The 15,189-nt window shown below is 46.4% G+C and carries 13 protein-coding genes; 2 read left to right on the forward strand and 11 right to left on the reverse strand.

Translation table 11 applies throughout. The features are described from left to right. Positions 1–376: 376 nt before the first annotated feature. The 8 genes from ACQQ6X_RS21160 to ACQQ6X_RS21195 all read right to left on the reverse strand — a co-directional run bounded on the left by ACQQ6X_RS21160 (position 377) and on the right by ACQQ6X_RS21195 (position 10,181). Positions 377–2,026 carry a response regulator transcription factor gene (locus ACQQ6X_RS21160; RefSeq protein ID WP_305166912.1) on the reverse strand — a complete coding sequence of 550 codons (1,650 nt, stop codon included), beginning with the start codon at positions 2,024–2,026 and terminating at the stop codon, positions 377–379. Then, entirely contained in the window at positions 2,019–3,809 is a 1,791-nt protein-coding gene (locus ACQQ6X_RS21165; RefSeq protein ID WP_305166913.1) for a cache domain-containing sensor histidine kinase, read from the reverse strand. Before ACQQ6X_RS21165 ends, ACQQ6X_RS21160 begins: the two co-directional genes overlap by 8 nt. A gap of 165 nt (positions 3,810–3,974) precedes the next feature. Next, positions 3,975–4,553 carry a peptide deformylase gene (gene def / locus ACQQ6X_RS21170; protein ID WP_063210337.1) on the reverse strand — a complete coding sequence of 193 codons (579 nt, stop codon included), beginning with the start codon at positions 4,551–4,553 and terminating at the stop codon, positions 3,975–3,977. A gap of 286 nt (positions 4,554–4,839) precedes the next feature. After that, on the reverse strand, positions 4,840–5,814 hold the full coding sequence (locus ACQQ6X_RS21175) for a polysaccharide pyruvyl transferase family protein (protein WP_305166915.1): 975 nt from the start codon (positions 5,812–5,814) through the stop codon (positions 4,840–4,842). Continuing rightward, positions 5,789–7,168 (reverse strand): lipopolysaccharide biosynthesis protein, encoded by a 1,380-nt coding sequence (locus ACQQ6X_RS21180; RefSeq protein WP_305166917.1) that lies wholly within the window; start codon positions 7,166–7,168, stop codon positions 5,789–5,791. Before ACQQ6X_RS21180 ends, ACQQ6X_RS21175 begins: the two co-directional genes overlap by 26 nt. A gap of 73 nt (positions 7,169–7,241) precedes the next feature. Further along, positions 7,242–8,195 (reverse strand): glycosyltransferase family 2 protein, encoded by a 954-nt coding sequence (locus tag ACQQ6X_RS21185; protein WP_326402663.1) that lies wholly within the window; start codon positions 8,193–8,195, stop codon positions 7,242–7,244. Between the two features lie 39 nt (positions 8,196–8,234). Beyond that, complete coding sequence (locus tag ACQQ6X_RS21190) at positions 8,235–9,176, reverse strand: glycosyltransferase family 2 protein (protein WP_063210330.1); 942 nt, start codon at positions 9,174–9,176, stop codon at positions 8,235–8,237. A gap of 204 nt (positions 9,177–9,380) precedes the next feature. Next, positions 9,381–10,181, reverse strand: coding sequence for a DUF1836 domain-containing protein (locus ACQQ6X_RS21195; RefSeq protein ID WP_149034352.1), 801 nt, complete (start codon positions 10,179–10,181; stop codon positions 9,381–9,383). Between the two features lie 254 nt (positions 10,182–10,435). Here ACQQ6X_RS21195 and ACQQ6X_RS21200 point away from each other — a divergent pair, with 254 nt between their 5' ends. Beyond that, a complete protein-coding gene (locus ACQQ6X_RS21200; RefSeq protein ID WP_305166919.1) occupies positions 10,436–11,776 on the forward strand; it encodes a hemolysin family protein in 1,341 nt (446 codons plus the stop codon). A gap of 126 nt (positions 11,777–11,902) precedes the next feature. Beyond that, complete coding sequence (bacA, locus tag ACQQ6X_RS21205) at positions 11,903–12,700, forward strand: undecaprenyl-diphosphate phosphatase (RefSeq protein ID WP_305166920.1); 798 nt, start codon at positions 11,903–11,905, stop codon at positions 12,698–12,700. A 144-nt stretch (positions 12,701–12,844) separates the two neighbouring features. Here the strand turns inward: bacA and ACQQ6X_RS21210 are convergent, their stop codons facing one another. The 3 genes from ACQQ6X_RS21210 to ACQQ6X_RS21220 form a co-directional block, all read right to left on the reverse strand. Beyond that, entirely contained in the window at positions 12,845–13,171 is a 327-nt protein-coding gene (locus ACQQ6X_RS21210) for a thioredoxin family protein (RefSeq protein WP_063210325.1), read from the reverse strand. Positions 13,172–13,368: 197 nt separating this feature from the next. After that, positions 13,369–14,280, reverse strand: a complete 912-nt coding sequence (locus ACQQ6X_RS21215; protein WP_305166921.1) for an aldo/keto reductase — start codon at positions 14,278–14,280, stop codon at positions 13,369–13,371. Between the two features lie 158 nt (positions 14,281–14,438). Further along, entirely contained in the window at positions 14,439–15,182 is a 744-nt protein-coding gene (locus ACQQ6X_RS21220) for an alpha/beta hydrolase (RefSeq protein WP_305166922.1), read from the reverse strand. Between the last annotated feature and the right edge of the window lie 7 nt (positions 15,183–15,189).

The following is a 15,189-nucleotide window of genomic DNA, read 5'->3' on the forward strand; positions in this document are numbered from 1 at the left end:
AACAGTGTTTTATAATGTATGTAATCTGAAGCTTTTTACATTTGTGATTGTATTCACATTCTTACATATGAAAACTTCACTTATTTGGGAAATAACTCTCACAGTTAACTTGCATAGTTATCATCGCCCGGCTTCAGAATATCCCCATTATATAGAATTAATTTAAATGAAATAGAATCAAAAATGTGAACATCGTGTCAAAGTTGTGTCATAACGATGTCTTTTCTATGAAAACTACCTAAATTCCATAGTGAATGTGACTTTTTCTATTGATCCACCCTTTTTCATCATATAAAAAAGCCTTTCTTACAGATATCGGAGAACATACCTTCGACAACTGCAAGAGAGACTTTATAATGTTAAACCTAGAAATTGATCAACAGCTATCGGTTCCTCCGTTCTTTTGAACCTGATTACGGTAGGAGGACGGTGACATGCCAACATACTTTTTAAATTTACTATGAAAATAATCTGCATTTGCATATCCCACGCGTCCCGCCACTTGGTGTACCTTAATCCCCTGTGCAAGCAATTCCCTTGCTCGCTCAATCCTCACCTTATCCAGGTAGGCATTAAAGGCTTCGCCTGTATGACTTTTGAACAATTTGCCCAAATATCCACTATTGTAATTGAACATATCTGCCAGTAACTCCAGTCGCAAATTTTCATCATAATGACCATGTATAAAATCTATCATTTGCTTCATGATGATTTCCTTGCCACCTGTGTCAGTCTGACCAATCCACTGCAATACATGCTCAAGCGAGTGATCCACCAGCTCCCCCAATGTTGAATAAGCATATACGTTGGTAATCAAGCTGGAATGGTCCTCCAGCACGGTTCGGCTGTGCTCCTGTCCAGCTGCATACTTGTTGAGTGCCAGTGTGAACGTCTGGGCGAATGCTGCCTTGATTCCAGATTCGGTACGATAAATTTTGGGAAATTGGGCTTCCATTTCCTTAATGACACGGGTCGCGGCTTTACCGTTAGCCATATCCAGCGCATAGTACAGCTTTTCTGCATAACGTATGGGAGCATTCGAGGCTCGATCCGACGCTTCATCCATTTCAGCATGGATTGTCTCCCATTCATGCAGGTCACCGGGGAGCATGACTCTTTCTGCCCGGAACAAAAACGCACGCTCCAACAATCGTAACGCCTGCTCAAAAGATCTGGGAATCTCGCCAAGTATGTCTACCGGAGCACCCGCAGCTCCATAAATTTCAGTTACCCACGGTTTTAGCTCCTGTCGCCATACAGCCAGCAGCTGAACAGCATCTTCCTCTGTTTTTAACATGGCGGGGAGCAGCAGACCCGTATATATTCCAGCCTCAAACACAATGCCTCTACCCTGTTCACGACACAATTCCGCTAGCCGCTGCTTGGCTGCGAGCTGCCGGGATTGCCGATCCCAGTCAGGTATACGCATATCCAGCAGAACCACCTGATAGCTGCTCCAGTCCAATGCGGGTAACGCTGGCTGTTGTCCGTATTTTCCACCTCCGCTTTGTTGTTCAGCTTGCTCGGATGCACTCTGGCTAGGTTCGACAGCATCGCGAGCATGTTCTCCATGAACCGGAAACAGCAATGCTTCAATCCAATCGCGCTCATGCGAAGTCGGACTTCCCCACTTTCCATCTCCCTTTTCATTCTCAATGTTTTGCCGTACCCGTTTGAGCTCTAATGTCATTTCTTCCTCATCAACGGGCTTCAACAGATAACCATCCACCCCGAATCCCATGGCTTGCCTTGCATAATCAAAGTCTGCGTATCCGCTCAAAATCAGGAAGTGAAACGGCTCCCCGTTCATTTGACGTATGTTTTGTATCACCTCCAGTCCACTCATCCCAGGCATACGAATATCTACAATGACCAGTTCCGGTCGATGTTCTCCGAACTTCTCCAGCGCCTCGCGCCCGTTCCCTGCTGTATCGACGATGTGGAAGCCACAATCCCCCCAGTCAATAATGGAAGACAATCCTTCGCGAATCGCAGGCTCATCATCTACAATCATCGCTTTATACATTCGACGCTTCCTCCCTTGGAATGGAAAAGTATACGGATGTTCCTACTTGTAATGCGCTTTCAATATGCAGACCATAACGTTCCCCATACATTAATGTCAGACGTTGATGTACATTACGCAGACCAATACTGCTCCCTTCCGGCTCCTCCGTACCTGTAATCCGAGCCAATAGACGGGTCAGTTGCTCTGCTTCCATGCCAATTCCATTATCAGCAACTTTAATTTGCAGCTCTCTTCGTTCTATCGTGATATCTACCTTCACAGTAACGGGCTCTTCCTTATTTTCCAGGCCATGAATGACTGCATTTTCCACCAGCGGTTGTATAATTAAGGGAGGAATCGACATGTCCTTCGCGCTTTCTTCCAAATTCACTTCATAGATCAAGCGATTTCCAAACCTGAACTGCTGAATCTGCAAATAGGATCGCACCATATCCAGTTCCTGTAATACGGTTGTTTTACCACTACCAATCTCCAGATTCCTACGCATCAGCCTGCCAAGCAAACGTACTGTCGTTGCAATCTCCGCTTCTCCATTCAGATGTGCTTTCATTCGGATGGATTCTAACGCATTAAACAGAAAGTGCGGATTAATTTGGCTTGCCATCATTTTTAGCTTGATATCCTTTTGCGCCAATTCAAGCTTGTTGTTGTGCTCACTCGTCTCATAGACCTGGGCCATAAGCTGGCGGATACTGCTCACCATGTAGTTGAAACGGCGGGATAAATCACCGATCTCATCCCTTCCCTCCACACTTGATACCACATGAAAATCACCCGCAGCTACCTTACCCAACTCATAGCTCAGCCGCTGAAGCCGTTTGGTAATAAGCCAGGAAATGATGGTAATGAGAATCAACGCCATGATCAGTACCGCTAGAACACATAATGCACCGATCAGGCTGACCCGGTTCGCCCCCTGCACGATATGTTCTGTCGAAAACACCGAAATAATTGTGAATCCGCTCACACTTGAAGTTGGCAGCAGCTCATCCACAATAATGTTCGAGGGCGTTCCGTTAACTTTTGCTTCATATATACCCTTACCTGCACGCTGGACATCAAAGCCTAAATGTAAATCGGTCAATGTCTGACCTACCGACTGCGGATGGGTAGCTGCGACTACTATCCCGTTATGATCCGCAATCAATGTTTCAAAGGGCTCTTTGCTCAGCATATAATTCAACTCGGTCTGACTCAGCGCAATCATCAGGACTCCCTTGGAATTGTATTCGGGAAAAGGAATTTGCCGTACCAGGCTGAGGCGATTAACCGGGTTATCCTCCTTATCCTGAATGTAAAACCAGTTAATCGCCGTCCCCTTCAAAGCCGCCTGGAACCACGGCTGCCGCTCAATGTTGGCGTCCACAGGAATAAACTCCAGATTGTTGACTATGGTCGGATTGTACGAATAGAAGCGAATGGTAGCAACCTCTCTATATTGCTGGGTGTACTCATTAAAATCCTTGTATTGATGGTAGGCATTCATAAGCTCCACCATGCCGGAATAACGATGGTTTGCCATTTCCCTCAGCCTTTTATCGAACATGAGCCCGTTTGAAATATCCGTTGGCACCCGCAATAAATTTGCCGTCTGGCTCTTAATTTTCTCCACATTATTTACCGTCTGGGCAATCGCACTGTCCAGTGCCTGCGCTCGCAAATAAAAAGTAACGCAGCCGCCAACCACCAGCACGGGGATCATGACAATCAGTACATAGGAGAAGAGCAGCTTATTCCGCATACGCATATTATTCATCAGATGCCGTACTCCACGATACATGCCATCCCTCCCACAAGATAAGCGCTTACATTTTGTTCGTTCTCAATAGCCTTTATCACGGCTTACATGTTTTCAATTTTAAAGCTTCACAACATTTAGTTCCATGTTTTCTTGCAAAATAAAAAGGTGGTGAACGGAGTCACCACACTTTACAGACACGAACGATTAACGTACACAAGGTTCGATATGCACTCCCTGTGGCAGCTTATGAGGATCTTCCGGGTTGATACGGTCATAGAACATAATCCCATCCAGATGGTCCATTTCATGCTGTACTACAATTGCTGCATAGCCCTTAAACGTTAACAGCTCCTGAGTTCCGTCCGGTAAAATGGCCTTGATGCGAATCTTCTCGTACCGCGGGACATATCCGGGGATGTACCGATCTACAGACAGGCATCCCTCGCCCTGTTCCAAATAAATCATGGATGTAGAGTGGCTGACCAGCTTTGGATTAAACAGGGCATATTCTACCGTTTGGTCCCCATCTTCATAGTAGATAGCACACATTCTTTTATTCAACCCAACCTGGTTGGCAGATAGCCCTACGCCCGGGCGCAAGTCATAGCGGGTGGCCAGCTCTTCATTTTGGCTATTTTTCAGATAATCCAGCATCCACTGCATCTGTTGAAGATCCTCTTCAGACAGCGGCAGACATACCGGATCAACCTTTGTGCGCAAAATCGGCTCCCCTTCACGCACAATATCCTTCGTGAGAAGCATGTCTATCGATTGATTGCTCATTCGTCAGCCTCGATTCATTTAAATAAATATACGATCATGTGATGTACAGCAAAAGTCGGAGAATTCCCCGCTTTTCTGCAAGTTTTATCCCATAAATTATATCTATTCATGAAATGAATTGTCAAAATAGAGCGAAAATATCCTCTCTTATATATTAAGTCATTAAATATTCATTGGCTTAATTGTTTATCTAATTAATTCATATGAATACTCTATGCTGCACTGAACCAAAAACCTCCTAAACCAATGAAGTGTTCAGGAGGTTGTTAGAGGGCTTTTCCCGCGATTAAGACGGTTGCTCTAATGCATCAGGGGTTTCACTGAACAGCTTCGCCTTTGGATTCGGCTGTGTCCAGGTATTATAATATTGCGAATTCTTGCCGTAAGAGTTATCGATGACAACATGCGGCATATCTAGCAGACAGGCTAGAATGTGACCATGCAGCCGTGAAGTGCGAACCTCGCGGTAAGAACTGAACAGCGTAACCGCCTTGTTCATGAGATGGTCGGTATACTTGTACCAAAATGTACGCGTAGGCAGCGGGCCGCCGATTTTTTTATTCAGACGGTAAAACTTTTGGAAATAGACGATCCCCTTCACTTCCAGCGGAGTGAATAAAGTATCCCAATCCAGACGGTGAGAGGCATCCGCCTCGTCATCGAATTTCTTTTGTCCTCCTACCGTTTCAATATCTGTACGCAGGAAGTACAATACGTCCTTCACGGTTTCCGTTGTTGGCTTCAATGGCCAGAGCTGGTGAGCCATATCAGGACATAATGTGATACTGCATTGGTTCAGTTTATCCTTAGCCCACTGATAAGAGCGTGTATCCCGCACAAACATATGTAGATCCGGGTGCGCATTAAACAAGGCCGCCACCTCATTAGCCTTCTGTTCAGACTGGAAGTGGATTGTCTGCGGCATGATTACAATTCGGTGGTTAGGGAAATCACGAACAATGCGTTCCCGCAAATTTTGGTGATTTGCATATAAATCGCCGAAGTTGCCCCCGCCGTGACACACGATAATCCAGTCGCCCGGAATATGAAGCTGATCGGGTATATCCATGGCGCTATAACGGGCACGGACACGAATGCCATTATCCTTGAAGAACGCTTCGGTGCCTTTCATGATCAGTACGTCCCCACCGTTATTATAGACGGGATAATCGACATAAATAATGTTCGAACCTTGAGGGACTACGTCGAGAATGACGCTCAGCTTATTTTTCAGTTTAGCCATGGGATGCGAATTCGGCATCTTTCAGTTCACCCTTCCTGCGCTTCTTTTGTATAGTCTGCAAGACAAATGTAATATCACTTTTATCAAAAATGATCCGAGATAACGGAACATTGAAAAACATCGGGAACGAGAACAGCGAGAACGCCAACCGTACACAAGCACCTACAAGCAAAGCAATAGCAATGCCGTCCAGACCGAAGATCGGTGTACAAATGAAAAACAGACCCACGGTGATTGCATAGGCTACAATTTGCCGGAACAGTACCAATCCCGGACGACCAAGTGCGTTAAAGGCTGAAGCCAGAATCCAGGAGCCGCCACCAATAATACATTCCAGCGACAGCAGGTAGAACGTTAGCGATGCTTCCAGAAAAGCGGGACCATACAGCAAACCCAGCATGTATCGACCAATGAAAAGAGCCGGTACAATGACGATTAGCATCGCAGCCATGGAGATGCGAAAAGCACGCCCCACCGTTTCGACAATCTTGCTGTGCTCCATTCCCGTCACCTTGGGAAAGGTAACGTTAGTGACGGCATTTTGCACCACATTGAACACTCGGGACAAGGCGTAGACAACAGAGTACAGACCGAACGCTTTGGGTGACAGCAGGGCCACAATGACGATTTTGTCTGTTTGTGTGGACAGCGTTCCCATCAACTCCATCCCATACACCCGCGCTCCATAGCTATAATAGGGGCGCAGCACCTGGCGGCTGGTCAACGGACGAAATGCGCGCAAATTCATATGCTTGCACAAACGAAGGAACGCCCACACGAGCGCAAGGAAACTCGCGGCAAAATTCACTATCCCCGCCAGCTGCACATTGAGCAAGCCCATCAGCCACAGGGTCACTAAACCAATGAAATTCAGTAATGGATAGTAAAACAGCAGGCCGTTATATACGCTAAACCGATCCAATCCTTGCGATAATGCCGTCGTGAGTGCTGTCAGCACGGCTAGCGGCACTGCTGCCGCACAATAAATCTGCGATAGTTGGATGATGTCCGCACCATAGCCATTCAGCCACAACGGCATGCATATCCAGGCCACCGCTCCCGCCAACAAACTGGCAGGCAACTGAATCCAGAGCGACAACGCCAGCAGTTCTTCCGTCGTGCCTGTTTTTTTCTTAAGGTTATAAATTAACGAGGTTGGCAAGCCGAAGCTCAATACACTGCCGATCAGTGTAGGCCAGAACAGAACAGCCGCCAGTTCACCTTTCCCCTCTACTCCGAGCATACGTGCGGTCAGGATGGAAGTCAGGGTCGTGACGATTAGCACAAAGAAATTGTTAAAGCTCGTGCGCATGATCGTTTTGGCGAGACTGTCACCCGTGAATACTTTCCTTGCTGCTGTCCATGTGCTCATGTTACGTCCAACTCCTGTTCCTTATTAAGCCTCTCGTCTCTATGCTCACATTGCGTCTTTTGACGCACCTCCATCAGCCTACCGTTTTTTTGGAATTACGTTCAGGCAGCTGTCCTCCACTAACAGGCTCCTTCGCACTTGAGAAGATCTCTTTTAGTGCTCTTCTATAGCCTTGAATGGCTTTATGATTTTTTTTAGGCTTTTCTCTCAAAATCTGATACATCGTCGTCCAATATAGGGCTGCATAACCGAGCGGCCCAGCCCCCTCGTCGCGAAGTAGATGAATATGATTCATCACCCGCATATAAGTCACCTGCTCCATATTGTCGCGCGAGGACGGCGATTCGTGATGAAGCAGCGTAAGAGCTGGATTTATATACAATGGACCGCTTTTCATGGCTATACGGGAAAGTAGTAGATCCTCGCCGACGCTATAGCTTTGCAACCAGGGTACCGGCTCCAAACTTAGAATTGCTTCACGACGGAATGACATATTACAGCCATGAAAAAACTGGGTCTTAAACGTCTTCTTGGCCTTATGCCAGTTGTACATTGAGCCGGACTGACCACTGAGGGACAATCTCCCTTTGGACAAGGATTGCTGGAATGATAGCAAGCAGCGAATAGTACCCATGAAGCTGTTGCTCATTCCCTGTGCTATACCGCCGACACCAGCCGCCTGCGGATATGCTTCATAGGTGCGCATTAACTCATTCAAGTAGTTGCTCGGCAGCTCCACATCATCGTCAAGGAACAAAATGATGTCACCTTGTGCAAGCTCCACCGTTTTTACACGTGATAGCCATAATCCAGGCTGCTCCTTACGGTGATAGCGGTAGGCAATTCCCGCTCTGCCCAACTGATGTTCATAACGTTCCAGCACATGCTTTGGCAAATCTCCGTCATCAATAATCCACAGCTCGGTTTCACATGCTTCCGGTGCTCCCCCCATGGCAATGGAATTAATGCATCGGGTCAGATCGTCAACCCGATTGCGGGTGCACAGAGCAATGGACAAGCTTAACATCATACTCCCCCTTTATCCTGTCAATGTGTATAAAGCGGATTACTGAACCGCCGGGCCTAAATATTCGTTATATTTTTGCTTTCGCGGGTTCAGAATGAACAACACCCCCTGCTTGTATCCATCTGCTGCGTTAAAATTACGGCGCAGCGTTTCTTTAAGCATCAAGTAGGTTAAGGTCCATAAAAGAGCTCCATACTGGATAAATCCCGCCTTTTTCAGGGCAAGAAAATAATAGTGGTTAATCGCTGTTGCCTTGGCTACTCTGCCCGCCTTATCGCGCGAGCTTGGAGACTCGTGATGGATGATTTTTAAGTCGGGATTGATCACGAGTTTGCCGTAACGACTCGCTAACTGGCACATATACAAGTCGTCAGCCACGGCATAGCTGGTCATCCACGGATACGGCTTCATGTCCCGAAGCGCATCCCTCCGAAATGACATATTGCAGCCATGGAAAAATTCAGTGTCAAAAGTCTCGGTTGCTTCACCCCAACGCAGCAACGACCCCGCCAGACTACTGGGCGAGAGCTTGCCGAGGGAAGAAGACATCTGAAAAGTCAAAACGCCCAGCAGCTTTCCTGCCCGGCTCGAATGTAGTCCCTTTGCAATCCCTCCAACACCTACAATCGTTTCATCCTGTTCGTAGGTATCGAGCAAGCGCCGGATATAGAGTTTATCGTCCAGTTCGGCATCATCGTCAAAATACAGCACTATATCATATCTCACAAGAGACAAGGCCTCATAGCGGGATAACCAAACGCCGGGACGACTTTTTTTATAATATTTCAGAACGCCTTGAGGCAATCCGGATACCAAGTGACGGTACTGTTCAATCTGTTGGTCGGAAATATCGCCGTCATCAACAATCAGCAGTTCTACAGCCGTATGCTCCAATTGCTGCTGTACAGCAATAGATTGTATACAGCGTGTCAGGTCTTCGATCCGGTTGCGGGTACAAATGATGATGGAGACATCGGACATGCCATTACCTCCTGTATGTGTATCCAGGTGCTTTGGAAGAGATATTCAAAGTTTTTCCAATTGCTGGATTATATATGTTTATTGTATCTTTGACAGCGTTTGAGTGTATATACCTCTTTTGTATACTTTTTCAGTCTCCAAAAGGGTAGACAATCCTTAAAAAAGAGCAAAAAAATAGGATCGGCTTCTTGCGCCAATCCTGATCTACTCTTGAAAATCCAAAAACAAAGTCGCGTTCACATACCGACGTGCCATGGACAAAAAATAACTATTTTGTACCGATACCGCTGCCACCAGTAATGTATTACGCACTGCTTCACGCTGATTAGAGGTCAAATGCTGTAAACGACGGGTATATTGATCTGCGGCCTGAATCAGCAGCTCTTCTGTCGCAGCTTCCTGACGCTGCTGTCCTGTAGCAGAATTTCCGTTGTCTTTTGCATACCCTGCACCTGCTACATCAAGCAGTTGGTCTCCGTTCGCATCCAGTTCTTCAAATAAAGTTGAATATGCAGCATACAGATCGACCGGCTGAATCAGATCATCCGTATCATCTTCGGGCTGTTGGAACAGGATATGAAATAGCTGACGGATGGATTCAAAATCCAGACATGATTTTAAATCTTCCACGATGAGCAATATGGCAGCCTGGTTGACTGAGTATTTTTTGCCGATCTTCGGAGCACCGAGGAACTCCTTGAAATCACGTTTGACCCAATTTTGCATAGAGGCCAGTGAGACATGACTATATTCGACCAGTTGACCTAGAGAAACGATCTCCTGCAGCGAAAAGGCTGCGCTGTGCTTGCCCTTGATGATTTTATCCAGCACAGGTGTCACCTCGGTGTACAGAAATGTCGGCATTGTGCTGCCGGAACGGGCAAGATGGCTATGAGTGCGCCTCCAGGCGTCCTGAAGAACGGCTAAAGGCTGCAATTCACTGCGACCTTCCATGGCCAGCAGCAAATGGGCCATATCACGGCGAGTGAGGGTAAAAGACTCCATCTGCTTTCCTCCCTATGGTACATTTCAAGTTCATTCGAACTCATCATACGCCCTTAAACTAGGCTTGTAAAGTGAAGCAATGAGCCGTGCGGGTTCTATTAAGCCTTATTTTTCGTGCAAATTAGAGGTAGGTGACCTGCTACGGTTCCATATGAACCTTGTATATTTTCTTTTAAGTTCTTAAAATAAGTTCAAGTGAACTCAAAATAGAGTTTCTTAAAAAATTGAACGAAAAAGGGATGAGTGAAAATTATATGGGTATAGGTGTCAGTCTATTTTTGTTTGCGGTGTTGATTTTATTTAGTGCTTTCTTCGTGGCTACCGAGTTTGCGATTATTAAAATCCGTTCCAGCCGGGTAGATCAGCTGGTGGTGGAGAACCGTAAAAACGCACTGGCGCTACAAAGAGTCGTCAACAATCTGGACGGCTATCTGTCTGCCTGTCAGCTTGGTATTACGATTACAGCGTTAGGACTCGGCTGGCTCGGTGAACCAACTGTAGTCAAATTGCTGGAGCCTCTCTTTCAACAGCTCAACATCAATGGGGAGTTTTCACATATCCTGGCCTTTATTATTTCATTTGTCATTGTAACTTACTTGCACGTGGTAATTGGAGAATTGGCTCCCAAAACCTTGGCGATTCGCAAGGCGGAAGCTGTCAGCCTGTTAGCCTCTCCAGCCATTGTGTGGTTTAACCGAATCATGTATCCGTTTATTTGGCTTCTTAACGGCTCAGCCAATCGCCTGGTTCGTCTGTTTGGTCTTCAACCGGCTAGTGAGCATGAAGAAGCGCACTCTCAGGAAGAAATTCAGATCATTTTGTCCGAAAGCGTGGAAAGTGGTAAGATCAATAACACCGAATATGGCTACGTAAATCGTATCTTCGCTTTTGACGAGACCGTCGCCAAAGAAATTATGGTGCCACGTACAGATATGGTATGCTTGTTTACGAATCGCTCGCTCAAAGAAAACATGCAGACTATTCACGAAGAACAGTATACCCGTTTTCCGGTAGCGACAGACAGCAAGGATCAGATCATTGGTATGATCAATACCAAGCAGCTATTCCTTGAGTATGATCGCAATCCCGAGCTTGATTTTGATAGCCTAATTCAACCGATCTTGACCGTACCGGAAGTTATTCCCGTCAACACGCTGCTGAAACGTATGCAGAAGGAGCAGGTTCATATTGCTCTTCTGGTCGATGAATATGGTGGAACCTCTGGTCTGATTACCATTGAGGACATTTTGGAGGAGATTGTTGGCGAAATCCGGGACGAGTTTGATAAGGATGAACGGAAGGAAATCGAGAAACTGACGGAGAACAGTTATTTGATGGATGGTAAAGTAATGCTTTCTGATCTGAGTGATCTGACGGGCTTGACATTAGACGATGAAGACGTGGATACTGTCGGAGGGTGGGTGTATAGCCGGGTTCCGGAACCGAGACAGGGCAAGGAATTCATAGAAGATGATGTGAAATTTATCATTCGTGAAATGGGTAAAAATCGTATTCGTCGGGTGGAAATTATTTTGCACCACAAATCCCCGATCTCGGACATGGATACGGAATCGGACACTTCTTCCCAGGAGTGAACCTTTGTAACCTGAGCGACTAGCTTTTGGACTTGACACTTGCGTTCACTCCTACTGAAATGACATATTTTAGGGCAAACGACTCAGGTTGTTTGCCCTACATGCGTGTAAGGAGGAGCTAGTAAATTGGATATTTTATCATCTATTATTATGGGAATTATTGAAGGGCTGACAGAATTTTTGCCGGTCTCTTCGACGGGTCACATGATCCTCACGGCCGATCTTCTAGGATTGAACACAGAGAATGATACGGTCAAAACATTTGAGGTTATCGTACAATTAGGAGCTGTACTGGCGGTCGTTGTTTTATACTGGCGCAGATTCCTCAGCCTGTTTGATTTCAGACGCAAAGTCTCAAGCCAACCGCGTCTAAACCTGCTGCACATTATTTTAGCCATGATCCCTGCGGGGTTAATTGGCGTACTGTTCCGTGATGTGATCAAGCAATACCTGTTTGGCCCTGAAACGGTTTTGTACAGTTTGGTGATCGGGGGCTTGCTCATGATCGCGGCTGAAAAATTCCATCCGCCTATTAGATCACATACATTGGATGAGATCACGTACAAACAAGCATTTACCATCGGTGTGTTCCAAGTCCTAGCCTTGTGGCCAGGCTTTTCCCGTTCAGGCTCGACTATGTCTGGGGGCCTATTCGCACGTGTCAGTCATACGGCAGCCGCAGAATTTACATTTCTCGTCTCTGTTCCGGTCATGCTGGGTGCATCAGGTATTGATATGATTAAAAGTATGGATCATCTGTCTATGAGTGACTTCCCAGTGTTCGCTGCCGGCTTTATTACCGCCTTTATCGTCGGAATGCTGGCGATCAAAACGTTCCTCGGTCTGCTCAAACGTTTGAGCTTGACTACGTTTGCCATCTATCGCTTCGTGCTGGCAGCTGTGTTCTTTTTCATTATTTTGTAAGCTATCATTTGTTACTTCATAACCAAAAAGGGATATCCGCAGGGCATGAATCACTGCCCGCGGATATCCCTTTTTCGATTACACTGAAATCATATTTTATTGAAATGATCCCTATCATTCCATCGTTGTAATCCTGCGTGCTGATTATTGTTTGGATTCCAGCGTGGTCAAATATTCCGAAACTTGAGCTGGCGTTTTGGCGTATTTGCTGTGCAAATGAGCAATCTTCTCGCCGTTACGGAACACGAGCAGACTCGGAATGCCACGTACCTGATTTTCCTCGGCAATCGGCTGAAACTTCTCAGCATCCAGCGCAAAGAAACGCTTATCTGCGTTTTCCTGTATAATGCCATCCATAAATTTATCCAGTGTCTTGCAGTCTGGACACCAGGTTGTATCAAATTTTACAACGGTCAAACCGTCACTATTAATCAAATCCTGATATTGCTGTTCAGATTCGATGCGTTCCATTCGTTGGTCCCTCCTAGAGTAAAATTATGAACATCTCCATCCCAAATGATGGTAGAACAAATTGAGTTCATTCTTATATTGTAATGTTTCTTTTATATATTGCAACTATAGTGAGTACACGTTTAACAGATTTTCCGTTCTAAAGGTAAAGATAACGCGGGGAGAACCAATCGCTCCATCTTCTGTAAATATTCGGATCAGCGGTATTGCGCATCATAACGATTGGCTCGGCTGATTTGCTGTAGCGCCTCCCGCTCGTGCTCAGTTAGCGGTGCAATATCTGCTGCAGAAATATTATGCTCCAATTGTGCCAAAGAACTTGCACCCGGGATCACAGCCGCGACAGCCGAATGAGACAAGCTATAACGGATCGCTGTCTGCTCCATACTACGGTTCGACCCTGCAAATGCCTTTAATTGTTTACGCACGTCCAGCAGCTCCGCTTCTTTATAGTCTAGGTATCCCTTGGCCGCCTTTTCTTCTCCCTTATCGGCCAATACACCGCTCGCCACGGGTCCACGTGCAATCACGCTAATCCCCCGCTCCTGAAGCAAAGACAACACTTCTTCCTCTGCACGCCGATCCAGCAAACTATACTGATTCATAACACTAATGATATTCGAGCGTTCCACATATTCACGGATAACATGCGGGCGAATGGAGGAAATGCCATAGTAACGGATAACGCCCTCCTGCTGCAGTTGCTCGAAAGCCTCAATGGTTTCGTCCATCGGATCGTCAATCGTCCCTCCGTGCAACTGATACAGGTCGATATAGTCCGTTCCCAGGCGGCGCAGGCTTTCTTTCACAGCTGACAGGATATATTTCTTGGACGGGTCCCATTCCCAGCCCTCCTGCCCTGGTATACGCCGATTGCCAACCTTGGTCGCCAGGATGACATCCTGCCGCCGTCCACGGATCGCTGCCCCCACAATTTCTTCATTGCGTCCATGCTGGTACAAATCAGCCGTATCCAACAGATTTACGCCTTTATCCAACGCTTCATGAATCAAGTAAACGGCTTGCTGCTCCTCCGTACCGACCGACATACATCCCAGACCAATCTCACCTACCAGCAAATCCGAAGCTCCCAGGCGGTTTTTTTTCATGGTTGTCTCCCCTCACTTCCATAAGGTATAACTTAAAATTTTTAACATTTCTCTATTATACGAAAAATACGTACAAAAAAAACAACCCCAAAGACATAGAGACTCTACGCTCTCCAATTCTTTGAAGTTGTCGTATGAAATTCGTATTCCCTTTTATGCTATCCGAACAGCCACTGTATGGCCTGAGGAAACTGACGCTGAAAACAATCCACACGATGCACCGCATCTTGATCCAGTTCAAGCAGCACATCTTGGGTATCCAATCCCTGTGTCAGCAGCACCTCGTGTGCCTGGAGGGTCAACGGAACCATGTCTTTTTGTACATTCGTTTTCCCTTCCCCTTCACGGGTCCCGACAGAGATATATACACGATGTACCCCAGCCATTACAGTGGCAAATGATGCGGATTGCATATAATCGATCATACCCGGAAACCAATACGAGCCCGAAATCGAACCAATGCGTCCAAATATATGCGGATACTGGAAGGCTGCATACATGGAAATCAGTCCGCCCAACGATGCGCCGATCATCCCGGTATGCTTCAGCCCAGTTTGCACTGGATATTTTGCCTCGACGTATGGCATTAATTTTGTAACCACAAACGCCAGATATGCATCTCCACCACCGCCAAAGGCAGGTCTTCCCTCTACTAAAGCAGCTGCCTTCCAAGGCGTATAATCATCCAGTCGATTTACAGGCTGAATACCCACCAGCACGACACGGGGCAGCTCTCCCGTAGAAAAACCTCGTTCCAGCTCATCCAACCCGCTTAGAAATAAAGAGCTGCCATCCTGCACATACAGTACAGGATACAGCTCATTATGATTCACGGAAGCGGGAGGTGTATAGACGTGCACAAGATACCCATCTAATGAAATTTCATCTACATGACCTTTCATCCTACGC

This window comes from Paenibacillus ottowii (assembly GCF_050516475.1).
GTDB classification, from domain to species: Bacteria; Bacillota; Bacilli; order Paenibacillales; family Paenibacillaceae; genus Paenibacillus; species Paenibacillus ottowii.

Bases quoted from the DNA above. Each gene is read 5' to 3' on its own strand.
- ACQQ6X_RS21185 (WP_326402663.1), bottom strand. From the start codon at position 8,195: ATGTTAAGCTTGTCCATTGCTCTGTGCACCCGCAATCGGGTTGACGAT.
- ACQQ6X_RS21175 (WP_305166915.1), bottom strand. From the start codon at position 5,814: ATGCCGAATTCGCATCCCATGGCTAAACTGAAAAATAAGCTGAGCGTC.
- ACQQ6X_RS21220 (WP_305166922.1), bottom strand. From the start codon at position 15,182: ATGAAAGGTCATGTAGATGAAATTTCATTAGATGGGTATCTTGTGCAC.
- ACQQ6X_RS21160 (WP_305166912.1), bottom strand. From the start codon at position 2,026: ATGTATAAAGCGATGATTGTAGATGATGAGCCTGCGATTCGCGAAGGA.
- ACQQ6X_RS21215 (WP_305166921.1), bottom strand. From the start codon at position 14,280: ATGAAAAAAAACCGCCTGGGAGCTTCGGATTTGCTGGTAGGTGAGATT.
- ACQQ6X_RS21165 (WP_305166913.1), bottom strand. From the start codon at position 3,809: ATGTATCGTGGAGTACGGCATCTGATGAATAATATGCGTATGCGGAAT.
- ACQQ6X_RS21190 (WP_063210330.1), bottom strand. From the start codon at position 9,176: ATGTCCGATGTCTCCATCATCATTTGTACCCGCAACCGGATCGAAGAC.
- ACQQ6X_RS21180 (WP_305166917.1), bottom strand. From the start codon at position 7,168: ATGAGCACATGGACAGCAGCAAGGAAAGTATTCACGGGTGACAGTCTC.
- def (WP_063210337.1), bottom strand. From the start codon at position 4,553: ATGAGCAATCAATCGATAGACATGCTTCTCACGAAGGATATTGTGCGT.
- ACQQ6X_RS21200 (WP_305166919.1), top strand. From the start codon at position 10,436: ATGGGTATAGGTGTCAGTCTATTTTTGTTTGCGGTGTTGATTTTATTT.
- ACQQ6X_RS21195 (WP_149034352.1), bottom strand. From the start codon at position 10,181: ATGGAGTCTTTTACCCTCACTCGCCGTGATATGGCCCATTTGCTGCTG.
- ACQQ6X_RS21210 (WP_063210325.1), bottom strand. From the start codon at position 13,171: ATGGAACGCATCGAATCTGAACAGCAATATCAGGATTTGATTAATAGT.